This window comes from Ellagibacter isourolithinifaciens, from assembly GCF_008831035.1.
Classification (GTDB): domain Bacteria; phylum Actinomycetota; class Coriobacteriia; order Coriobacteriales; family Eggerthellaceae; genus Ellagibacter; species Ellagibacter isourolithinifaciens.
The window spans coordinates 1-22,384 of sequence record NZ_WAJR01000031.1; the positions used below are offsets into that span (position 1 = coordinate 1).

A 22,384-nucleotide genomic window follows, 5' to 3' on the forward strand; every position below is an offset into this window, starting at 1 on the left:
TTATCCATATGCGGTTATTGCCTTTCCACGAATCCTAACTTCAGCAATTAAGATTCTAGGCGATAACCGCTTCCTGCTTTCTACGGACAGGGAAGCGGCCCCTTACACCAACATTCGGCACGCGATCGATATCGCAGTCGCATTGAATCACGTGGATGTTCACCTTATGTCCGAAGCCCTCGGAGTTCTTCAGCACGTCGTAGGTCTTCTCCGCGAAGGTGCGCACGAGTTTTCCGGCGCACGACGCCGATGTGTCGATGGCGATGACGAAGTCGCGGATGCGATTCGACTCCTGGTATTCAAGCGGCTCGATGAGCGGCATGTTCTTGTATCGCGAAAGCCCGTACGTGTAGTAGATGTAGTCGAACTCGTCGGGGCTTGTCTTCATTTCCTCCGACAGTGCGGAAAAGCGCTTGAGGAACGCGCGGTAGTCGTATCGTTTGCGATTTGCGACGGTGAGGTTCACCTGGAAGGTTCCGACGTTGAGACCGATCTTGCCCGAGAACGCCTCCATGTCCATATCGATCTGCGAGCTGATATCTTGCCAGCTCATGTCCGAGAAATCGGAGTAGGATACGCCGTCCATCGATTCGAAGGTTGCCTCGGCTTCCTCGGAGGACTCCACGTCGACGATCGCATCGGGGTCCTCGATGTCCCCGAGCACCGCGTTGCTGCTCGACGATGGCGCCGCCATTCCGGGCATGTTGGCTCCGGGCGAGCGGGTCTTATCCTCGCTGTCCGCATCGTCGTCTGATTTTCCACCGAGCTTGTCGGTTCCGTCGGAAGGCATCAGGGCGAGCTTGTCGCCTGCGCTTTTCATCGAGGACTCGCGCTCGCTGGTTCGTGGCCACGCCTCGTGCCCGTCGCGTGCGAACACGTTTTCGAGCGAAGCGGCAAAAGAGCAGGAGAACGCGGGCGGGTCTTCCTCGCCGGTTCCGATAAGCGCGCGATAGATGCTCTGCGCGGTGAGGGTCGGGCAGTTCTCGCGGATTTTGCCAAGCATACGTTTTGCCGCGACGTCTTGCGCGCTCGGGAAGCCTGTTCCGAGCAGCTCGATCGCGGTCGCTTCGACCGATGCATCGCATGCGATGTCCCAAAGGGCGCGTTCGGGGTGCTTGTCGTCGAAGGGGTGGCGGAATACGCAGTGCATGATGGTGTGGAAGTATCCGCGCAATACCTCGTTGGGATTTTTTCGGTACAGGTCTATCACCTGCGCGACGTCGAACCAGAGAAGGCGCCCGTCGGTTTCGAATGCGCTTTCCTGAAGGCGCGCCACAAGCGGCATGCGCCACAGCGCGATGTCCATAAAGGGAAGCTGCGCCATGAGGGAAACCCGCGCGCTTTCGATTGCCCCCTCCGCGATGCTTGCTGCTTCGGCGAGGACGGATCCAGCTGCCAAAGGCGCGCTAGATTCCGTAGTCGATGCACTGGCTGCCAAAACGTTTCTCCTTCCCGTCGATCACATGCGCGGCGGCGAGGGTGAACCCGAACCGGTTGAGCGCGCTTACGGCCTCGGGGGCACGCTCACCGTCGAGTATTCCCGAATCCATAAGGTTGTCGAGCGTTTCCCAATCGTTGCGGGCGCCGGCGTGAACGCAAAGGCTCACGAACGACTCGTCGACGACGCTGCGGAAGAGCGCCCTGTGCGCCTCATCGAGCATGACGGGCCTCGCGAGGCGCGCAGCCATGAGGCGCGTCTGCTCAAATTCATCTTTGACCTGGGGAATCGATTCGTTATAGGCGCAAACGAGCGCTTCGGGGCGAATGCGTCCACCGAAAAACGCCGCGTCGATGATGCGCTTGCGGACGGCGCCCGAAGGCAGCTCGAGTGAGATTTCCCAGGACGTGCCGCGCGGTGTCGAGAAGCCGATGGTAAGGCGGCCGCATGCGCGATTGGGAAGCGGCGGCGTCTTTTCAGGGAAGGAGACGTCCTCGAAGATGAGCAGATGGGCGATGCGATGGGTCCCTGCGAAGGTGCTCGGGGCAACCGATCGCACACGCTTGCCGAGTACGACGTCGTCAGCTGATCCGGGGCAGAACACGGCATCGAGTCGACCGTCGGGCACCTCGCGGCACAGTACGCCGCCGTGCATCTTGTAGGTATGGTTTCCCGGGGCGACCGACACCTCGTTGAGCGAAGACGCGTATGCAAGTCCCGCCGACCCAGGGAAGGACGGCCCGGTGCACAGGGCGTCGTCGCCGATGTTCACGCAAGAGGAGGGGATAGCCAGCCGCGAAAGAGACGTGTTCGAAAACGCTGAGTTTCCGATACTTGTCAGCGACTTCGGCAAGTCGAGGCGCTCGAGGTGCCGGCAGCCGCGAAACGCTCCTTCGCCAATGGATTCGAGGGCGCAGCCCAGCTTCGCCGCGCGAAGGCTCGCACAGCGTGCGAATGCCTCGGCGCCGAGGGACGTAAGCGAGTCGGGAAGGGAAATGCGCTCGAGGTCCACAAGATCGGAGAACGCGCCTGCGGCAATTGCGGTGACGGGAGCGCCGTCGATGGCCTCGGGGACGGCCAGGTCTTTCGATGAGGAGTCGGCAAAGAGGATGCACGCTTTCCCCCCTTCGATGCGATAGCAGTATCCTGCCTGGTCAGTTCTGTATACGGAAGCCGCCTTAAGCGAGAGGTGCGAAGCCGGGTCATCCATGTGTCGCAAGAGGGGCATGCCGGGCGGAGCGGGGACGCGCGGAGTTGCTCGCCGCATGGCGGGGGTGTGCAGCAAGCGCAGCGTGCGATTCCCCCGCCCTCCCACTGCGCGGCGAGACGGCGCGGGAGAGGAAAGGGTTGCTGCTCGTTCTTCCCATCGGGGCGTTTGCGTCAATGCTTGTTGACTCATCTCGGATTGAGCCTTTCGGTGGACTTTGTGCCGGCCTATCAAGGTAAACAGCTCGAACTCCCTTCTGTATAGTGGCGATGATGAGAAGTTCGCTCTATCTAACATGGTTGGCAGTATACCGCGAAAGGTGGATAGAAGTTAGCCTAACCAAACAAAATAAGTGCAACAAGTTGCGAAGAACGTTCGATGACGTGCGCGCTTGGGCTTGAGACGTTCGGCCGTCTCAAGGAGAGTGGGGCTTGAAGGCATGAAAAAACCGCCTAATCGGCGGTTTATTTGCGAGAAAACTGGTGCCCGAGGCGAGAGTCGAACTCGCACGTCGTGAGACAACGGTTTTTGAGACCGCCGCGTCTGCCATTCCGCCACTCGGGCACATCAGCCTTCACAGTATAACGGAAGCATGCAAACGCGTCCATGAAAAAATTGCTCCTGTCTGCTCCGCTCGGCTTCATCTTCCTTTCGCGAATCGCGCGATTGCGGTCTGTTCGCGGGCTGTGCGCTGGGGTAAAGTTGGTGCGATAGCAACAAGACCAAGGAGGCTGCCTCGTGGAAGACGTTCTTGCGGGCGAGATCGATTCGTATCTCGAGAAGAATTGGGAAAGCATCGTCGCGGACATCGAGCGCGTCGTGCGCATCGAGAGTACGGAGGATTTGCCGGCGGCAAAACCCGGCGCACCGTTCGGCCCCGGTCCCCGAGCCGCTCTCACTGAGGCGCTCGACATCGCACGCGGCATGGGCTTTGAGGTTCACGACGTCGACGGCTATGTGGGATACGCCGACCTGCCGGGCGAATCCGACACGCAGATCGGCATCATCGGGCATGTCGACGTGGTTCCCGCCGGTCCCGGCTGGACGGTCGAGCCGTTCGCTGTCACACGCCGCGAGGGCTACCTCATGGGCCGTGGCGTCATCGATGACAAGGGCCCCATCGTAACGACGCTCCACGCGGTGAAGTTCTGGCTCGACAAGGGCGAGAAGCTGCCCTATACGATTCGAGTCATCTTCGGCGCGAACGAGGAAACGGGCATGCACGACGTCCCGTATTACCGCGAGCGCTTCGCCGACCCGGCGTTTCTCTTCACGCCCGACGCCGAGTTCCCGGTGAGCTACGGCGAGAAGGGCCTCTACGACGCCACGCTCACGAGCAAGCGCTTCGAGGACGGTGCGATCATCGACATCGAGGGCGGCGCCGCGCCGAACGCGGTCCCGGGCATTGCCCACGCGATCGTGCGCGCCGACGCATCGACGCTTCCCGCAGCCGAGGGCATCGTCGTCACCGACGCGGGCGAGGGCACCGCGCGCATCGACGCACAGGGGAAGGCCGCCCATGCGAGCTTGCCCCACCTCGGTAAAAGCGCCATCGACCTGCTCGTCGCCTACCTTCTGGAAAACGACGTGTGCACGGCGGACGAGAAGGCGTTCTTCGAGCTGGTGCGCAAGCTCACGAGTGCGACCGATGGATCGAACCTCGGAATCAAGACGGCAGACGAGCACTTCGGGGAACTGACCGTCGTCGGCGGCACCATCTGCATGCAGGATGGGCGCGTAAGGCAGACGCTTGACAGCCGTTTCCCCACGTCGACCACGCCTGAAGAGCTTACGAGCACCCTTGCCGCGCTTGCGAGCGAGGTCGGCGCCGATTTCGAGGCGACGCGCATGGTCGAGCCGTTCCTCATCGACCCCGAATCGGGCTATGTTCAGGCGCTCCTTTCCGCGTACAATGAGGCCACGGGCGAGCATGCCAAGCCCTTCACGCAGGGCGGCGGTACGTACGCGCGCAAGTTCTCCTGCGCTGCGAGCTTCGGACCCGAGATGCCGTGGATCGAGATGCCCGAATGGGCGGGCGGCATGCACGGCCCGGACGAGACGGTGCCCGAGGAGCTGCTCAAGAAAGCGTTCAAGATTTACGCGCTCACCATCGCCCGTCTGATGGAACTCGATTTGTAGGGGGCTGGCGCGCCGGGCCGCCCTGCGGTCGGCGCGCCGCGGAGCGAGACGAATCACCCGACCCCTGTCTTACCCTCAACCGTCCCTATTGTGTTCTACGCTGTTTCGAAATGATGCCTCATAACGTACAAATTCGGGATGCTTTGATTTATAATCGACCGTTAGGAGTACGCTCTGCGAAAGGCGCAGAAGCGGCATCATCGAACACGAACTGGGAGGCTTATATGCTCAAAGCAATCATCGTCGACGACGAGGCCCCCGCGCGCTCCGAATTGAAATTCCTGCTCGACGAACTTGGCCAGACCGAGGTTGTTGCCGAGGCGGCTAGTGTGCGCGAGGCTATCGAAAAGCTCAAAGAGTACCCCTGCGATGTCATGTTCCTCGACGTGAACATGCCGGAAGCCACTGGCTTGCAACTGGCCGAGGCGCTGCAGCATCTGAAATTCCCGCCCGCGGTGGTGTTCGTCACCGCCTACAGTGAGCATGCGCTCGACGCGTTCAAGGTGAACGCCATCGATTACCTGGTGAAACCGGTCGAGACAGAGCGCCTCTCCCAGGCGCTTGCGCGCGTCCGCGAGCACGTTTCGCTGCATGTGCAGGCCCAGAAGTCCGAGCGCATTCCTGTGGAAAAGGGCGGCAAGAAGATCCTCATCGGCATCGATAAGATTCGCTTCGTCATGGCGCGCGACGATTACGCATACCTGCAAACCGACACGGACCGCTACTTCTCCACGGTGAGCTTGGCCCAGCTCGAGAAGCGTTTGGACGGCCACGGGTTCTTCCGTGTGCATCGCGGGTACCTGGTGAACCTTTCCATGGTTGAGGAAATCGAATCGGTCTCCGGCGGCACGCTGCTGCTCACGCTGAACGGCGTGGAAGAGAAGATCCCCGTAAGCCGCAGACGCGTGAGCGCGCTGAAGAAGGCGTTGGGGCTGTAGGCGGTAGGGCTCCTGCAGCAGGTTCCTTGATTGAGTCAAAAGCGCTCGTCGCGTTTGCGGCGGGCGTTTTTTGCGCACGGTGGACGTGGCTGCGGGTGCGCCTGCTCTAGAAAGCAAGCTACTGCGAGCTGGACAAGAATGGGACAGGGAAAGCGCGGACAAGAGCGCGTCCGCGCAATGTCGAGGGCGAAATCGCACGCAGATGGCGATTCTCTCTGGGATTTCGACCCGTTCCCCTACTTGTCCATAACTCCATCACAGGGTTCGAGGATAATTAATACCGTGCGTGCCTTTGAGGGGGCCTACACGATACCGAAAGAAGGTTCACATGCTAACAAGCGACATGGAAAAGTTATACCCTTCTGCGAAAACGCTTGTGAAGGAATGCGTCGCCAGCCGCGTGCTGGCCAAGGACGCATCGCTTTATGATTTCTCCGACGGTGCGCGCGAAACCGCCGAGAACTTTATGGGCTGGGTCGATTTGGGCATGCGCCCGCAGTGTGACCTCGCGAAAGTTCAGCGCTTTGCCGACGATGTGGTGGCGAGCGGCATTAAGACCGTCGTCCTCATCGGCCAGGGCGGATCCACGCAAGCGCCCATGACTATCACGAAATACAACAAGTCCGACACGGTTCGGGCAAACCGCGTCTCGTTCAAGACGCTCGATTCCGATTCTCCCGTGCGCATGCGCGAGCTGCTCGCCGACTGCGATCCAGCGACGACGCTCGTTATCGTGTCCTCGAAGTCGGGCGGCACCATCGAGCCGCGCCTGCTCTCTTCCGCGCTGCGCGATGCCTTCGAGGCGCAGGCACCGGAAATCAACTTCGCGAACCACTTGGTCGCCATCACCGACCCTGGTTCGCAGCTCGAGCGCCAGGCGCACGAAGAGGGCTGGCTAGCCGTCTTCAACGGCGAGCCCACCGTCGGCGGGCGTTTCTCCGCGCTGTCGATCTTCGGTCTTCTGCCCGCGGCGCTTGTCGGCATCGACCTGGAGCAGTTCGCCGCCCACGCGAAGGACGCCGAAGAGCGCTGCAGCGAGGACTCCATCGACAACCCGGCGATCAACCTCGCCGCGTTCCTTTACGACAACTACCTCAAGGGGCGCAACAAGTTTTCGTTCCTCACGCCGAAGCGCGGGCGCGTCTTGGGCCTTTGGATTGAGCAGCTCGTTGCCGAGTCGCTTGGCAAGGAGGGGCAGGGCATCCTGCCGAACATCGAGGTCGATTCGCTCCTGCTCGCGCGCGACGCGGGCGACCGCAGCGTCATCATGTACCAGACGAAGACCGACTTGTGGGACGAGCGCAAGAACTTCGAGATGAGCCTCGCCTATATCGACCCGGCAATTCCGCGCCTGAACTTCAAGATCGATTCCGCGCTCGAGCTTGCCGAGCACTTCGTGATGTGGGAATACGCCATCGCGATGTGCGGCTACCTCATGCGCGTGTGCCCCTTCGATCAGCCCGATGTCGCGTCGGCGAAGGCCGAGGTCCTGAAGATCCTCGCCGAGGGCCAGCCCGAGCCCGATTTCGTGCAGGACTTCATCGGCGATGTGCATATGGGCGAGGTCGAGGTGCGTTTGGCCCCGTGCTTTAAGGACTGCACCGACGTGCGAGCTGTCCTGCGGGCGCTGCTCGGCAGTATCCAGCCGGGCGATTTCTTCGCGCTGAACGCGTTTCTGCCGTTCACGGGCGAGGGGCGTCGCGAGGCGCTCGAGGACATCCGCCATGGGGTGGGCGAATCGCGCCACGTCGCGTCGTGCTTGGAAGTGGGCCCGCGCTACCTGCACTCCACCGGCCAGCTGCAAAAGGGCGGCCCGAACTGCGGCGTGTTCCTCATCTTGTCTGCCGACGAGCTGAAGGACATCCCGCTCAAGCGCGAGGCGGAAAGCCTGGGCGCGCTTGCAAAGGCGCAGGCGTCGGGAGATTTGCTCACGCTGGCGAGCCGCGGTCGACGGTGCGTGCACCTGCATCTCCCCGACAACTCGGGAGTGACGCTGCGCGCGCTCGCTGCCGTCATTCGCGAGATTCTGGCCGAGCTGTAGGGTCCTGCTTATTCGCGCCGCGCCCGTCGCAAGAGGGGCGCGGTTTTCAGTATTGTCAAGTTTTTGAGGGTGAGAAGCATGATCGAGGCGCTCGATATTCATGTGACGGGAATCGTCCAAGGGGTCGGGTTTCGGCCCTTTGTCTACCGAATGGCGAAGAAATACCTGATCAACGGATGGGTTTTGAACGCGGCGGACGGCGTGAACATCCATGCGGAAGGGGAGAGCCGCCTGCTCGACGAGTTCGTGATCGAGCTTTCCGAGAATGCGCCAGCGGCGGCCCAGGTGAAGGAAATCGAGCTTAAGGAAGTGCCCCTTCAGGACTTCGACTCGTTTGAGATTCGCTTCTCGGACGACGCTGCAGTGCAGGAGACCACGCTCGTGTCTGCCGACTTAGCCACGTGCGACGACTGCGCGGCGGAACTGTTCAACCCGAACGACCGCCGCTTCCGCTACCCCTTCATCAACTGTACCAATTGCGGGCCTCGCTTTACCATTATCGATGCGCTGCCCTACGATCGCGCGAGCACGTCTATGAAGGATTTCCCCATGTGCGAGCGCTGCGCTGCCGAATACGCCGACCCGCTCGACCGCCGCTTCCACGCGCAGCCGGACGCGTGTTTCGAGTGCGGCCCGCACCTTTCTTTGGCATGGCGCCCCGACTGCGAGGCGACGCCGGGCGAGGACTTCCCGACGCGCGGGGCGGGGGACGTGTCCTCCGATGAGCTTCCCGATGGCTGGCGCATCGCCTGGGGAAAAACGCGCGAGATCTCGGATGCCCTCATCGCGCGGGCGGTCGAGCTGCTGTGCGCCGGGCAAGTCGTGGCCGTGAAGGGGCTCGGCGGGTTCCATCTGGTGTGCGACGCGCGCAACGCAGAGGCAATCGCTCGGCTTCGCGAGGGAAAGCGTCGCGGAGGCAAGCCGTTCGCGGTCATGATGGCGAACGCCGAGGCGGCGCGCAGCGTCTGCGAGGTGACGCCCGAGGAGGAGAAGGCCCTCTCCGATCCGGCGCGTCCGATCGTTCTGCTGAAGAAGCGTCGGGGCGTGGCGCTTGCCGCGGGCCTTGCCGACAAGCTGCCCGAGCTGGGCGTTATGCTCCCCGCCACCCCGGTGCAGCTCCTCTTGCTGCACGATTTCGCCCGCGCCCTCGAGCAGATGGGCGTTCCTGAACCTCCGATGCTTGTGATGACCTCGGGAAACATCCACGATGAGCCGATCGTCACCGACGATGCCGAGGCACGCGGGAAACTTGGCGGCATCGCGTGCGCTGTGTTGGGCAACGATCGCGCCATCCTTTCGCGCTACGACGATTCGGTGGTTCGCATCATCTCGGCGGGATCCGCGGGCGCTGCCGTTCAGATGATCCGCCGCGCTCGCGGTTTCGCGCCCGTGCCGCTGAAGCTGGCGCGGGTGAGCGCCAACCCGGAGGCTGCTGCCGACGCGAGCCCTGATACTGTCGCGGACTCCAAAACGACTACTGCTGCCTGCACCGAAGACGCTTCCGAAACCGCCGGCCCCGACGCCGAGGCGGTCGCCCCGGTGCTCTTTGCAGCGGGCTCGGAGCAGAAAAGCACCTTCGCTTTCGTCCGCGGTTCGGAGGCGTTCGTCTCCCAGCATGTGGGCGATCTGGAAAACGCCGAGGCGTTCGACGCCTGGCTCGACGCGAAAAGCCGCTTCGAGAAGCTCTTCGAGCTGCGCGCGACGCGCCTTGCCTGCGATGCGCACCCTGAGTACCTTGCTTCGAAATGGGCACGTGAGCAGGCGAGAAAGCTCGATATCCCACTGGTTGAGGTGCAGCATCACCATGCGCACATCGCTTCGGTCATAGGCGAGAACGGCCTTTCGGGCGCGGTGTGCGGAATCGCCTTCGACGGAACGGGGTTCGGTGCGGATGACTCTATCTGGGGCGGGGAAGTGCTGCTCGCAAACGCGCAGGCCTATGAGCGGTTCGCGAACTTCGCCTACGTTCCCATGCCGGGCGGTGCCGCCTGCGTGAAGAATCCCTTGCGCATGGCGTACGGCGTGCTGTGGGAGTTCGACCTGCTCGAGCACCCGGCGGCAAAGCGGGTACTCGGCGCGCTCGGCGAGCAGGCTGACCTTTGCGACCAGATGATCGAGCGCGGCTTGAACACGCCGATGACCTCGTCGGTCGGTCGTCTTTTTGACGCGGCGAGCGCCATCTTGGGGATATGCGAGCATCCGACCTACGAAAGCGAGGCGGCGGTTCTCCTGGAGGCCGCCCTGGGGCCGGCCGCATCTCCCGACGGCGGTTCGACCGACGAGGCGGGCGTCAACAGCCGCTATTCGATTGCCATCACGAAGAACACCGCGACGCCGAAGTCGACCGCCCAAGACACGTCGGTCCTGCTCTTCGACGCGGCGCCCACCTTCAAGGCGCTTCTCGACGACATGCAGGCGGGCATTCCCGCAGCGACCATCGCCCGCCGCTTCCACAGTGCTTTTGTGGAAGCCATCGTGAACGCGGCGAAGCTTGCGTACAGCGTTTACGGCGTGTCCACGGTGGCGCTCTCAGGCGGCGTGTTCATGAACCGCTTCATAATCGAGCATGCGCTCGCGGCTTTGCAAGATGAGGGCTTCACGGTTGCCGTCAATCGCGAGCTGCCGCCCAACGACGGATGTATTTCCTATGGCCAGGCTGTGATAGCATGTGCCCAAGACGAGATAACTCGCAACGAGTAAAAGGACTGAGAGCCTATGTGTTTGGCAATACCCGCGTTGATCACGGAAAAGAAATCGGACAATCTGGCGACGGCAGAGATCCTCGGCGTCACGCGCGAGGTTGCGCTTGACCTCACCCCGCAGGCAAACGTCGGCGACTACGTGTTGGTGCACGCCGGCTTCGCCATCGAAGTCGTCGATGCCGATTATGCGAAAGAGACCATTGAACTGGTTAAACAGCTTGAGGATGTTGCCGTATGAGCGCCTTGGAGGATGCGGCCGACATCGATTTCTCGGCCTTTAAGGACCCGAAGCTCGCGCGCGGCCTCATCGAGACCATCCACCGCCTTGCGCCCGAGCATGCGACGCTCATGGAAGTGTGCGGCACGCATACCGTGGCCATCGCTCGCAACGGAATCCGTGATTTGATGCCCGAGGGGCTGCGTTTGGCGTCGGGTCCCGGGTGTCCCGTTTGTGTCACTTGCAACCGCGACATCGACACGGTGATCGCGCTTGCGCGCATCCCGAACGTGACTATCACCACCTTCGGCGACATGACGCGCGTTCCCGGGTCCACCTCAAGCCTGCTTGCGGAACAGGCCGCGGGCCGCTCGGTCGAAATCGTCTACTCGCCCCTCGATGCGCTCGCCTTCGCCAAGGCCCATCCCGAACGCGAGGTCGTCTTCGTGGGCGTCGGCTTCGAGACGACGACGCCGCTTGTGGCCATGGCCATCAAGCGCGCAAAGGCCATGGGGCTTTCCAACTTCACCGTGTTCGCGGCGCACAAGAACATGCCCGGCGCGTTGGAGCTGCTCGTGGGCGACCCCACGCTCGAGCTCGACGCGCTCATCCTCCCCGGTCATGTGAGCACCATCATCGGCGCCGAGCCGTACCGTTTTCTGGCGGAGAAATACGGCATTCCCGGCGTGATCACCGGATTTGAGCCGGTCGACGTGCTTCAGGGTATCGCCATGCTCGTGCGGCAGCTGCACGAGGGTCGTGCCGAAATCGAGATTGCGTACGCGCGCGGCGTCATGCCTGAGGGAAATCCCGTGGCCCTCGCCGCGATCGACGAGGTGTTCGAAACCTGCACGGCCACGTGGCGCGGCTTGGGCGACATCCCCGGCTCAGGGTATCGCATTCGCGATGAGTTCGCCAACTTCGACGCGGTTCGTCGCTTCGAGCCCGATGTGGAGCCGACGCGCGACCCGAAGGGATGCCGCTGCGGCGACGTGCTGCGGGCCCGCATAGCTCCCAACGAGTGCCCGCTGTTCCGTACGGTCTGCACGCCGGAGAACCCGGTGGGGCCTTGCATGGTGTCGAGCGAAGGCAGCTGCGCGGCATACTACAGGTATTACTAAAGTTAACTGCGGCTAAGACCTTCCCCGCTCCCGTTTGCACTGTGGTACCATGGGGAAAAGCGCTGATTGGAGGATGAGAATGGAAAAAGTCTCCATGTCGCATGAGGATTATCTTGAGGCTATCGTCATGCTGGGTGGAACGACCGAGAATCCTGTTCGCTCGGTCGATATCGCGAACAAACTGGGGGTTTCCAAGGCCTCTGTCAATAAGGCGATGAACGCCCTGAAGGAAAAGGGCTTCGCCGATCAGCCCTATTACGGCGACGTCACGCTGACCGAAGACGGATATCGCTACGGCGCGGCGGTGCTCGAGCGCCACGAGCTTCTGCGCAAGTTCCTCACCAAGGTTTTAGGCATTCCCGAGGACACGGCCGAAGAGGAAGCGTGTCTGATGGAGCATGCCATCAGCGACGAGTCCTTCAAGAAATGGAATTCTTATATCAAGCAGCTTGACCTTTAAGGCCCCTATCGCCACTGCCCGTTTTTCCTAGATACGAATCTGGGCTGTTCAGCGGGTCGAGGGCAAGGCAAAACACTGCAAAGCGCCGGCCGTTTTCCCACGTGCCGGCGCTTTGTTTGTGTGGTATCCTGCGAAGAGCTTCTTGCATTACACACACTCTTATCAAACCACGATGCACTAAGGGGCCATTCATTGACACAGCAGGCGAAAATCCTTTCGTTTGACAAGGCGCGGCGCGCGCAAGGCGACCGCTCGCGCTCACTCGATTCTTCTCGATATGCAACGCGCGATGCGCGCTCTTCCCGAACGGGGTATTCCTCCCGCGAGCACTCGGGGACATATGCGGTTGCCCGCACGCGTCGGGACTCCGACTATGCCGCTCGCGCAGCGGGGCGCTTGCGCTATTCCGAAGACGATGTTCGCGACGTCCGCTCGCGCTATGCGGGCGAGGGGACCCGCAACGTCCGCTCGCGCTCGCGCGATTCGCGACGCTCCGCTTCCGACAGGGGGCCCATTGGCGGGCGCGCATATTCCGCGCAATCCCGAGATGCTTATGCGGACAGCCGTCTTGCCTGGGACGATTCCCTTGACGAAGAAGGCGTCGAGCAAGAGGAGCTCGAGCCCGAAACGCTTTCCCGCTTCGAGAAGCTCAAGCGCAAGCACGCGAAAGACAAGGCTGACCGCAAGTTCGCGCGCCAGTACGGCGGCAACGGCGACGCTGCGTCTGGAGAAGGCGGTTCGCGTGCGGCGGTGTACAAGGGGGAAATGGGCTCGGCGCATCGCCGTTCCTCCCGCATGCAGAACGAGGAATCATCGTCCGCATCGCGACGCACCCGCGGCGGTGATTCTCAAAAACCCGCAGCGCGCCTCGTGAGGAAGCCTTGGTTCATCGCAGCCGCGGTCGCGGCGTTTTGCCTCGTGTTCACCGTGTCGTTCCTCTACCCCTCAGCGGCGCAGCTCTACCATTCCGTGCGCGAGCGCGATCAACTTCAGGCGGAATACGCTGCTATCGAGCAGCGCAACGACTCGATCCAGGCGTCGGTTGACGCGCTTTCGACCGATGCGGGCGTGGAAGATCGCGCCCATCAGGAGTTCGGCTGGGTCTCGAAGGGCGAGAACGCCGTTACTGTATACGGCCTCGATCTTGATGACGACTCGACGTTCACGGCGAGCATCGTGCCCGGCAGTATTCCCGCTCCCGAGACGTGGTATTCCGAGCTGCTCGACCCGATCTTCGGGGAGAAGTAATGCGCTGCGGGAGGTATGCTGCGATCGACATCGGGACGGTGACGTGCCGCATGCTCGTCGTTGACGTTGGCGAGTCGGGGCTCCATGAGCTTACGCGGGAATATGCCATCACCAACCTCGGTGAAGGGGTGGACGCAACGGGCGAGCTCAAGCCCGAAGCGATGGAACGCGTCGTCCGCGCCATTGACGGGTTTCTCGCGGTGCGCGATTCGCTCTCGACGCCCGATCATCCGGTGGTCCGCACCGTTGCGGTGGCGACATCGGCCGCCCGCGATGCGCGCAACGCCGCCGATTTCGCAGCGCGTCTGCGCGAACGGGGCATCGAGCTTTCCGTTATCCCTGGGGCCCGCGAGGCCGCGCTGTCGTTTTCGGGCGCCTCGATCGACTTTTCGGGTGAGCGCCTCATGGTGGTCGACGTGGGCGGCGGCTCGACTGAGGTCGTTATGGGAATGGGGGGCGTCGAGCCTGTCTGCGCTCACTCTTTCAACGTGGGGTGCCGTCGCGTGACCGAGAAGTTCCTGGCAAGCGATCCGCCTGCGCCCGAAGAGCTTGCCCGGGCGCGTGCGTGGATTCACGAGAAAATGGCCTCTTGGTTTGCCGAGCAGTCGAGAGAAGCGGCGGATCTCGAGCGCGTCGTTGCGGTTGCGGGGACGGCCACGACCGTCGTCAGTATTCGCGATCGTATGGAGACCTACGATTCCTCACGCGTCCACAAGGCGCGGGTTTCTCGGCAGGAGCTGCTCGAGGTGTACGAGCGCTTGGCCGCCTTGCCGCTTTCGGCGCGAAAGAAGGTGGTGGGGCTCGACCCCAAGCGCGCGCCGGTGATGGTTGCGGGGCTTCTCATCCTGCTCGAAGTGCTCGATTTTGCCGGCATTGATGCGTTTACGGTGAGCGAAACGGACATTCTGCATGGTATTACGCTCGCAGTCTCGCATGAGGCCTGCGAAAAATCGTGCTTGTGATAGGATTTGCACGAGCAAATCACGGGGGCGTGGCGGAATTGGCATACGCAGCGGACTTAAAATCCGCCGCCGCAAGGCTTGTGGGTTCGAGTCCCACCGCCCCTACCAGATGTTTGCTTCTGGAAACGTTCGATCTATGAAGACAGGCGATTTACCGACCGCATGGAAACCATCAACGACATCATCGCATTGACCGAGCAGTCCCCCACCTCTTTCGAGGAGTACCTGAGCTGTTACGCGTCCAAAATTGGGGACATCCTCAACGCCTACATTCCGTCGGGCTCTCATCCCGATATGGATCGCTATCTTTACGATTCCCTGAAGCGCTATAGCGAAAACGGCGGCAAGCGCCACCGTCCGCTCATCTGCTTCGCGGCATGCCGCGCGGTTGGCGGGAACATGGAGCTCGCCACGAGCGCTGCGGCGGCTATCGAGCATTTCCACACGGCGGCACTCATTCACGATGACATCGCCGACGAGGCCGAGTTGCGCCGTGGCGAGCCCTGCCTGCACCTTACCGAGGGCATAGGGCTTGCCATCAATATGGGAGACCTTGCGCTGTCCCTGGTCAACGGTACGGTAATCAACGACCCGCTGTTGAGCGACGCGGTGAAGGTGCGCGTGGTCAGCGAGCTGATCGAAATGACGCGCCGCACGATCGAGGGCCAAGCGCTCGATATCGGATGGGCGCGCGACGGTCGCTATGACATCACGCCCGAGGACTACCTGGTCATGGCGACGCATAAGACCGCGCACTATTCGGGCGCGGTGCCCTTAGCGATCGGCGCCATCGTGGGCGGCGGCACCGAGCAGCAGATCGAGGCGCTGCGCTCTTACGGCCTCGACACCGGGCTCGCTTTCCAGATTCAAGACGATTTGCTGAACCTTATCGGCAGTGAGGAATCCACCAAGAAGGATTTCCGCAGCGACATCACCGAGGGCAAGCGCACGCTCATGGTCGTCCATGCGCTGCAGAACTCCCCGAAGCGCGAGCGCCTGATCGAGATTCTCTCCTCGAAGGAGAAGGACCCCGCCGTTCTCGCCGAGGCGGTCGATATTATGGTCGAGTCCGGATCCATCGAGTATGCGCGCACCTACGCGGAAAACCTTACGAGCATCGCCAAGAATCGCCTGGTCGACCTTGTCGAGCCGTCTGATTCGCTGAAGCTGCTCATCTCCATGGCCGATTGGTTCGTCAACAGATTGAAGTAGGCGGTTCTCATGGATAGGATCAAACGAAACGACAAAGGGCCGGCGGTCGAGGACGTGCAGCAGCGCCTCGTCGCTGCCGATTGCCTTGAGGAAGGCGCCGTGAGCGGCGTCTTCGACGACGCGACGGTCGCCGCAGTGCGCGCCTTCTGCGTGAAGTCGGGCCTTCCTGCGGCTGAAGAGGTCGACGAGAAGGTGTGGGTGGCGCTCGTCGACGCGACGTTCTCCTTGGGCAATCGAACGTTGTATCTGCGCATGCCGTACTTTCACGGTCGCGACGTGCGCGAACTTCAGCAGGTGCTTTCCGCGCTGGGATTCGCTTGCGGCGTGATCGACAGCATCTTCGGCGCCCATACCGAAGACGCGCTGCGCAAGTTCCAGCTCAACCTTGGTCTTCCCTCCGACGGCATCGCGGGCGCGTACACGTATGCCGCCATCCAGAATCTGCACCATTCATGGGTTGGCAAGGCGGCCATCCATGAAATCGTGCATCTCGGGTTCGCGCGTGCGGCGGATGTGCTCGAGCAAAACGCGCTGTGCCTGTTCGGTACCGAGGAGTTCGCCCGCAGCGTCGCGTCGCGCATGTCGAATCTCTCGCTTGCAACGAACCCGCAGTCGAAGATTCTCTCCGCGGACTCGCTTTTAGTTGCGCCTGACGAGTCGATGCTCCTCGTGCATATCGTGCTTCCCGAGGAAGAGGCGGTGCAGAAGGTGCCGCGCGTGAGCTACGAGGACGAGGCCACGCTGCCGCTTCGCTTGGAGCAGGCGATCGTCGCAGCCCGCAAGGCGACGTCGCGCCGCATCGCCATCGAGCTTCCCGGCCGTGTGTGGGAAGATGCGGGAGAGGGCCGCAGCGCTCAGCATTTCGCGATTACCCTGCTCGACGCTTTGTGCACTGCGCTTTCCCAAAGCGAGCGCTCTGCCTAAGCATCGCTTGCAGCGCGTCTGCGGGAGGGGCCGTGGCGCTCCGCACGGGTTTTTGTGAAGCAATCGAAGAAGCTGTACGAGAGCCGCCGAGCGCGGCTTTCGTGCTATATGGGAGCGTTGTATGCAAGGTGTTCGATACCCTTGGTGAGTCGTGAACTTAAGCCGCTTTTACCTGGGGCTTCACCTAAAACCTATAATCTGCCGTATTTTGCGGGATTTTTCTTGTCGTATCGACGTTCGACATGACATAATACCTGACAGTTGTGTAGGTGCTGGGAACTCTTGCTACGAGGGCATCGGCAAACAAGGAGCGTTGCTTTTTGGCGCATCCGACGCTTCTTGTCGCAAGCGCCTAGGAGCGAAGTGCTGCTCGATTGGTCTAACTTGAGCGGGCGACTCTCTTGACGTTTGCCCCTCGCTTTCTCGGTGGGCAGCAGAAGAAAAAGGGGCACTATGGTTTCAAAGGAAGAAGCGCCTGCGGAGGAGCAGCGCGAGCATCTCACCCCGATGCAGGAGCGTTTGCTCGGCTATATCGCCTTTCGAACCATCGGTCGAGATGGGACGAGCGAATCGAAACGTCAGCTTGCCGAGCATCTTCGCAGTAGCACGAAGACGGTCGACCGTGCGATCACCCGCCTGAGCAACGAGGGCTACATCGAGGTGGAGGAGAACCTTCTTCCCGATGGTCGACAAGGCCCGAACACGTACCGATTGAGCAGGTAATTCGGCACTTCGCTTTCGTCCTTGCCGCAGGATGCTGCTGCGGAGGGGCGACTATGCCGGAAACGATAGGTGGGCGCTCAGCCATACGCCATTCGCTCTTCGCCATACGCCTTCCTGGATCTCGATTTCTCGCGACGCATTCCCCGTCGCGCGGCATTTTGCATCTTACGTGCGGTTGAACTGAGCAGCTTGGGGGAGTGCTACAATGTGCAGGTTTATACAGACGGTTCAACTGCACGAAAGAGGGAGTCAACATGGCACGTCCCATGACCATGGCGGAAAAGATTCTGGCCGCCCATGCGCATCTCGATGAAGTGGAGCCGGGGCAGCTGATTGAATGCGATCTCGACCTCGTGCTTTCCAACGACATCACCTCACCCATCGCGATTAAAAACTTCAAGAAGATCGGCGTCGAGAAGGTGTTCGATCCGACTAAGATCGCCCTGGTGCCCGACCACTACGTTCCCAACAAGGACATCAAAAGCGCCGAGCAGGCCAAGCAGGTGCGCGAATTCGCCCGTGAGCAGGGAATCACGCACTATTACGAAGTCGGTTGCATGGGTGTCGAGCATGCGCTTCTGCCCGAGCAGGGCGTTGTGGGCGCGGGCGACCTCATCATCGGCGCCGACTCCCACACCTGCACCTATGGTGCGCTCGGCGCATTCTCCACGGGCGTGGGCTCCACCGACGCTGCAGTTGGCTATGCCACCGGTAAGGCGTGGTTCAAGGTGCCCGAGACGCTGCTCTTCAAGATCGACGGCGAGCTTAACCCGGGCGTTACCGGCAAGGACATCATCCTCTACATCATCGGCATGATCGGCGTCGACGGCGCGCTGTACAAGGCGATGGAGTTCGCGGGCAGCGCCATCCGCAGTTTGTCGATGGATCAGCGCCTCTCCATTTCCAACATGGCGATCGAAGCTGGCGGCAAGGCGGGCCTTATCGAGGTCGACGACATCACGCGCGCCTACATGGACGGCCGCACTGAGCGCCCCTACACCGAGTACCACTCCGACCCCGACGCGAAGTACGCGAAGGTGTACGAGATCAAGGCGTCCGATATTCCGCCGACGGTCGCGTTCCCGCATCTGCCGTCGAACACGCGCCCGGTCGCCGAGGCTCGCGACGTGAAGATCGACCAGTCCGTCATCGGCAGCTGCACGAACGGCCGCCTGGAAGACATGCGCCAGGCCGCGGCTGTCCTCAAGGGTCGCAAGGTTCACCCCGACGTGCGCTGCATCGTGATTCCCGCCACGCAGCAGGTGTACAAGCAGTGCATCGCCGAGGGATTGATGGACATCTTCCTCGACGCCAACTGCGCGGTGTCCACGCCGACGTGCGGCCCGTGCCTGGGTGGTTATATGGGCATCCTCGCCGCAGGTGAGCGTTCGATTTCCACAAGCAACCGCAACTTCGTCGGCCGCATGGGCGACCCGACGAGCGAGGTGTACCTCTCCTCGCCGGCTGTTGCCGCGGCAAGCGCCGTTCTGGGCCATATCGGTCTGCCGGAGGATTTGGACTAACGGGAAGGGAAGGTTCCACTCATGCATTTCAAGGGTACCGCGCATCGTTACGGGCGCGACATCGACACCGACGTCATCATTCCGGCCCGCTACCTGAATTCCTCCGAGCCCGAGTGGCTCGCACAGCATTGCCTGGAAGACCTTGACGCCGACTTCGTGAAGAAGGTTAAGAAGGGCGACATTATTGTTGCCGAGGAGAACTTCGGCTGCGGCAGCTCGCGCGAGCATGCGCCGATTGCCATCAAGGCGGCGGGTGTGGATGTGGTCATCGCGAAGAGCTTCGCGCGCATCTTCTACCGCAACTCGATCAACACGGGCCTCGCTATCATGGAATGCCCCGAGGCTGTTGACGCTATCAAGCAGGGCGACGTCGTCGATGTCGACGCCGATGCGGGCATCATCACGAACACCACGACGGGTGAGACCTTCAAGGCGCAGCCGTTCCCGCCGTTCATCCGCGAGATTATCGAGGAAGGTGGCCTTATCAACCGCACGAAGAAGGTGCTGGGGAAGTAAAGCAGAAAGCTGATGCTGAGGAGGCGGCGCAGGGCGTCGACACCTCTAATCTTGAAGCCGCCCAGAAGAAGTACGACGAGCTGAAACAGCCCTACGACAAGCTCGTCGAGCAGCGCGACGCTATTCGGGACGAGCAGCAGCGCCTCTATGAAGAAACGCTGCGGACTGCGGAGACCGTAATACAATGGCGCGCATATCGCCTCGTAAAAGGCGAGAAGGGCGTCGGATTCCCCAGTTGAAACGTCGCAGCTCTCGATAATGCGCGATCCGCGCCGCTCGGCGGCACGCCACATGTAATACCCGACGAGTTGGATCATGTATGGATGCCCGCCCGCCTTCCGCGCAGCGTCGAGCGCTATCTCTTCAGGGATTTCCTTCCCAGGCTTCGAGGCGACACTTGCATACGCATCTGTACCAAATTATACCAACTGGGCGATCACGATCACCCGGACTACGGGCTGTCTTGTCGGCAGGCATCGGGCTTCGGCGCGATGGTGTCGTTCAAGGTCGACACGCACGAATGCGCGCTGGCGGTGCTCGAGCGCGTGCGGCTCGTTCTCTTCGCGGAGAGCCTTGGCGGCACGGAGAGCCTCGTAACGTATCCGCTTGTGCAGACTCATGGCTCGATTCCCGGGCCGATGCTCGACAAGTTGGGAATCGATGAGCGCCTGCTGCGCCTTTCGGTTGGCCTCGAAAACGCGGAGGACCTTATCGCCGACTTGGAGCAGGCGATAGGGTAACCTTATCGAGGGAGGATAAATCACCAAGGTTGCGTGTTTTGTCCGGGATGGGTGCGCCCGGGTGCGGCCTTGTGTGCGACAGTGAACGGAGCATTCGCATGACGAAATACGATTTCGAGACGATTATCGAGCGCCGTGGCACGGGCAGCTTGAAGTGGGACGCGTGGAGCCGCCGCGGTCACGCCGCCGATGAGTTGCCGCTTTGGGTCGCCGACATGGACTTCAAGACCGTGCCCGCCGCGATCGAGGCATTGACGGAGCGCGTGACTCACGGCGTGTTCGGCTATTCGATGGCGCCCGACGGATACTACGAGGCGGTGCAAGGGTGGTTCGAGCGCCATCACGGCTGGCGTCCGGAGCGCGAGTGGTTCGTCATGACTCCCGGCGTGGTGTTTGCCCTGGCCATGGCCGTGACCTCATTCACGCAGCCGGGCGATGCCGTGATCATCCAGCCGCCTGTGTACTACCCGTTCCGCATGATGATCGAGGACAACGGCCGCAAGATGGTCGCGAGCCCCCTGCTTTACGAGGGTGGGCGCTACACCATGGACTTCGAGGGCTTCGAGCGCGAGCTGGAGAAATCGGGTGCGAAGCTGTTCATCCTGTGCAACCCGCACAATCCCGTGGGGCGCGCGTGGACCGAAGACGAGCTGCGCCGCATCGGCGACATCTGTCTGCGCCACAACGTTGTGGTGGTTGCCGACGAGATTCACGCCGACTTCGCACGCGCGGGCCATGTGCATGTGCCGTACGCCTCACTCGGCGAGCGCTATGCCAAAAGCGCCGTCGTCTGCACGGCGCCGAGCAAGACGTTCAACCTGGCAGGGCTGCAGCTGTCGAACATTTTCATCCCGAACCCCGATCTGCGCGCCGCGTTCAGGCGCACGCTCGACCGCACGGGCTACGACGAGCCGAGCGTGTTCGGTGTTGTGGCCACGCAGGCGTGCTACGAGCAGGGCGGAGAATGGCTCGACGAGCTCAAGGGCGTGCTCGACCAGAATTACGCCGTGCTCGAAGCGGCGGTTTCGCGCATGCCGGGCGTGGAGCTCGTGCCGCTCGAAAGCACGTACCTGCCGTGGCTCGACTGTCGCGGTCTGGGGCTCGATGACGCCGAGCTCAAGCGCCTGGTGGAAAAAGAGGCGAAGCTCTGGCTCGACATGGGAACGATGTTCGGCCCCGAGGGAGCAGGCTTCGTTCGCGTGAACCTTGCGAGCCCGAAGGCCATGATCGAGGACGCCTGCAGTCGACTCGAGCGGGCGGTGACGGCTCTGGGGGAATAGTCGCCATTGTTGTAGGGGAAAATGCCACGAGGTTTAAATGAGGAGTCGCCGGCCTTGGAATCGAGGTCTCTGGCTTTAGGATCAGGAGTCGCCGGCCTTGGAATCGGCTCTCCCGCCTTAGTCCTCGCGGCTACGCAAAGGGGGCGACCGGGCCATTGTTTTCCCGGTCGCCCCGTCCTTGCAAGTGTTTGCCGCTCGGTGGACTACTTCCCGAATATCTTCGAGAAGAACCCTTGCTTTTTAACCTTCTCCTCGCGCAAGGACCCTTCGCGCTTCGTCTCGGCCTGCGGGGCGCCGCCGCTGCCTCCGTCGCCGCCGTTACGGACAATCTCGTGTAGGAAAGGCGACTTCACGTAGCGAATCTCGATGGGCGTCGCGTGCACGGTGCTCTCGCCCGAAAGGTGCAGGTTCGAGCTGAGCGGAGCAACGACATGGGTCTCGCGCGTCTCGCTGAACACCACGGCGGCGGCGCGTCCCGTCTGGCCGTTCACGGCGATGCGCACCTGCTCGCCCTCGCGTCCGTCCGAAGCGGGCCGATCGAAGTAGTAAATGGGCGCGAGCATGAGCCCAGAAGTGTGCTTCCTTACGTTATATGTCCAGGTGCGCAGGCTCTTCTTGCTCAGGCCGAGCGCTTCTTCGGCATCGTTTTTCGCAATCTTGAGCGCCAGGTTGTCGATGATGACGCTGTTCTCCGCGAAAGCCTCCACGGCTGCTACGCGGAAATTTCCTTCTTGCATGGCGGGGTCGAAGGGGGCAACCTCGGAGAAATCCCACGGTTCCAAAAGGTTCATGAGCGATAGGTCGAACATGCGCGTTTTGGGGTAGACCCAGTCGATCACCTCGAAGAGTACGAGCGTCTCCTTCTGGGATCGCGTGCCGAATGTTGGTGTAAGGGGCCGCTTCCCTGTCCGTAGAAAGCAGGAAGCGGTTATCGCCTAGAATCTTAATTGCTGAAGTTAGGATTCGTGGAAAGGCAATAACCGCATATGGATA

The 22,384-nt window shown here is 61.8% G+C and carries 19 protein-coding genes and 2 tRNA genes; 17 read left to right on the forward strand and 4 right to left on the reverse strand.

Translation table 11 applies throughout. The annotated features are described in order from the left end of the window. Positions 1-55: 55 nt before the first annotated feature. From F8C90_RS09435 to F8C90_RS09445, 3 genes are all read right to left on the reverse strand, one after another. Positions 56-1,438 carry a DUF2201 family putative metallopeptidase gene (locus F8C90_RS09435; RefSeq protein ID WP_211361086.1) on the reverse strand — a complete coding sequence of 461 codons (1,383 nt, stop codon included), beginning with the start codon at positions 1,436-1,438 and terminating at the stop codon, positions 56-58. Continuing rightward, a complete protein-coding gene (locus F8C90_RS09440; RefSeq protein ID WP_170264619.1) occupies positions 1,407-2,648 on the reverse strand; it encodes a leucine-rich repeat domain-containing protein in 1,242 nt (413 codons plus the stop codon). The genes F8C90_RS09435 and F8C90_RS09440 overlap by 32 nt, the downstream gene beginning before the upstream one ends. 477 nt (positions 2,649-3,125) lie before the next feature. Then, positions 3,126-3,209 (reverse strand) — tRNA-Leu (locus F8C90_RS09445). A 174-nt stretch (positions 3,210-3,383) separates the two neighbouring features. On the opposite strand from F8C90_RS09445, the gene F8C90_RS09450 reads away from it, so the two are divergent. The 17 genes from F8C90_RS09450 (at position 3,384) to F8C90_RS09530 (ending at position 21,391) form a co-directional block, all read left to right on the forward strand. Further along, positions 3,384-4,784 (forward strand): Sapep family Mn(2+)-dependent dipeptidase, encoded by a 1,401-nt coding sequence (locus F8C90_RS09450; protein ID WP_158050264.1) that lies wholly within the window; start codon positions 3,384-3,386, stop codon positions 4,782-4,784. 224 nt (positions 4,785-5,008) lie between these two features. Next, the gene (locus F8C90_RS09455; protein WP_158050265.1) at positions 5,009-5,722 is read left to right on the forward strand and encodes a LytR/AlgR family response regulator transcription factor; all 714 of its coding nucleotides are present in this window, start codon (positions 5,009-5,011) and stop codon (positions 5,720-5,722) included. A 328-nt stretch (positions 5,723-6,050) separates the two neighbouring features. Then, positions 6,051-7,763, forward strand: coding sequence for a glucose-6-phosphate isomerase (locus F8C90_RS09460; protein ID WP_158050266.1), 1,713 nt, complete (start codon positions 6,051-6,053; stop codon positions 7,761-7,763). A 78-nt stretch (positions 7,764-7,841) separates the two neighbouring features. Next, on the forward strand, positions 7,842-10,463 hold the full coding sequence (locus F8C90_RS09465) for a carbamoyltransferase HypF (protein WP_158050280.1): 2,622 nt from the start codon (positions 7,842-7,844) through the stop codon (positions 10,461-10,463). 15 nt (positions 10,464-10,478) lie between these two features. Beyond that, positions 10,479-10,703, forward strand: a complete 225-nt coding sequence (locus tag F8C90_RS09470; RefSeq protein ID WP_158050267.1) for a HypC/HybG/HupF family hydrogenase formation chaperone — start codon at positions 10,479-10,481, stop codon at positions 10,701-10,703. Further along, complete coding sequence (gene hypD / locus F8C90_RS09475) at positions 10,700-11,803, forward strand: hydrogenase formation protein HypD (protein WP_158050268.1); 1,104 nt, start codon at positions 10,700-10,702, stop codon at positions 11,801-11,803. The genes F8C90_RS09470 and hypD overlap by 4 nt, the downstream gene beginning before the upstream one ends. A gap of 79 nt (positions 11,804-11,882) precedes the next feature. Then, the gene (locus tag F8C90_RS09480; RefSeq protein WP_158050269.1) at positions 11,883-12,263 is read left to right on the forward strand and encodes a metal-dependent transcriptional regulator; all 381 of its coding nucleotides are present in this window, start codon (positions 11,883-11,885) and stop codon (positions 12,261-12,263) included. Positions 12,264-12,455: 192 nt separating this feature from the next. Continuing rightward, positions 12,456-13,511, forward strand: coding sequence for an FtsB family cell division protein (locus tag F8C90_RS09485; protein WP_158050270.1), 1,056 nt, complete (start codon positions 12,456-12,458; stop codon positions 13,509-13,511). Beyond that, on the forward strand, positions 13,511-14,473 hold the full coding sequence (locus F8C90_RS09490) for a Ppx/GppA phosphatase family protein (RefSeq protein ID WP_158050271.1): 963 nt from the start codon (positions 13,511-13,513) through the stop codon (positions 14,471-14,473). The genes F8C90_RS09485 and F8C90_RS09490 overlap by 1 nt, the downstream gene beginning before the upstream one ends. Positions 14,474-14,496: 23 nt before the next feature. Further along, positions 14,497-14,581: transfer RNA gene (locus F8C90_RS09495), tRNA-Leu, on the forward strand. A gap of 54 nt (positions 14,582-14,635) precedes the next feature. Further along, positions 14,636-15,685, forward strand: a complete 1,050-nt coding sequence (locus F8C90_RS09500) for a polyprenyl synthetase family protein (RefSeq protein WP_158050272.1) — start codon at positions 14,636-14,638, stop codon at positions 15,683-15,685. Between the two features lie 9 nt (positions 15,686-15,694). Beyond that, positions 15,695-16,609: a peptidoglycan-binding domain-containing protein gene (locus tag F8C90_RS09505; RefSeq protein ID WP_158050273.1), complete on the forward strand. Its 915-nt coding sequence runs from the start codon at positions 15,695-15,697 to the stop codon at positions 16,607-16,609. 426 nt (positions 16,610-17,035) lie between these two features. Continuing rightward, positions 17,036-17,332 (forward strand): LexA family transcriptional regulator, encoded by a 297-nt coding sequence (locus F8C90_RS09510; RefSeq protein WP_343030132.1) that lies wholly within the window; start codon positions 17,036-17,038, stop codon positions 17,330-17,332. 254 nt (positions 17,333-17,586) lie between these two features. Continuing rightward, the gene (gene leuC, locus F8C90_RS09515) at positions 17,587-18,855 is read left to right on the forward strand and encodes a 3-isopropylmalate dehydratase large subunit (RefSeq protein WP_158050275.1); all 1,269 of its coding nucleotides are present in this window, start codon (positions 17,587-17,589) and stop codon (positions 18,853-18,855) included. A 21-nt stretch (positions 18,856-18,876) separates the two neighbouring features. Continuing rightward, complete coding sequence (leuD, locus tag F8C90_RS09520) at positions 18,877-19,371, forward strand: 3-isopropylmalate dehydratase small subunit (RefSeq protein WP_158050276.1); 495 nt, start codon at positions 18,877-18,879, stop codon at positions 19,369-19,371. Positions 19,372-19,694: 323 nt separating this feature from the next. Beyond that, positions 19,695-20,111 carry a PLP-dependent transferase gene (locus F8C90_RS09525; protein WP_158050277.1) on the forward strand — a complete coding sequence of 139 codons (417 nt, stop codon included), beginning with the start codon at positions 19,695-19,697 and terminating at the stop codon, positions 20,109-20,111. A 98-nt stretch (positions 20,112-20,209) separates the two neighbouring features. Then, positions 20,210-21,391 (forward strand): MalY/PatB family protein, encoded by a 1,182-nt coding sequence (locus tag F8C90_RS09530; RefSeq protein ID WP_158050278.1) that lies wholly within the window; start codon positions 20,210-20,212, stop codon positions 21,389-21,391. Positions 21,392-21,594: 203 nt separating this feature from the next. Here F8C90_RS09530 and F8C90_RS09535 read toward each other — a convergent pair whose 3' ends face one another. After that, positions 21,595-22,230: a hypothetical protein gene (locus tag F8C90_RS09535; protein ID WP_170264620.1), complete on the reverse strand. Its 636-nt coding sequence runs from the start codon at positions 22,228-22,230 to the stop codon at positions 21,595-21,597. Positions 22,231-22,384: the final 154 nt, after the last annotated feature.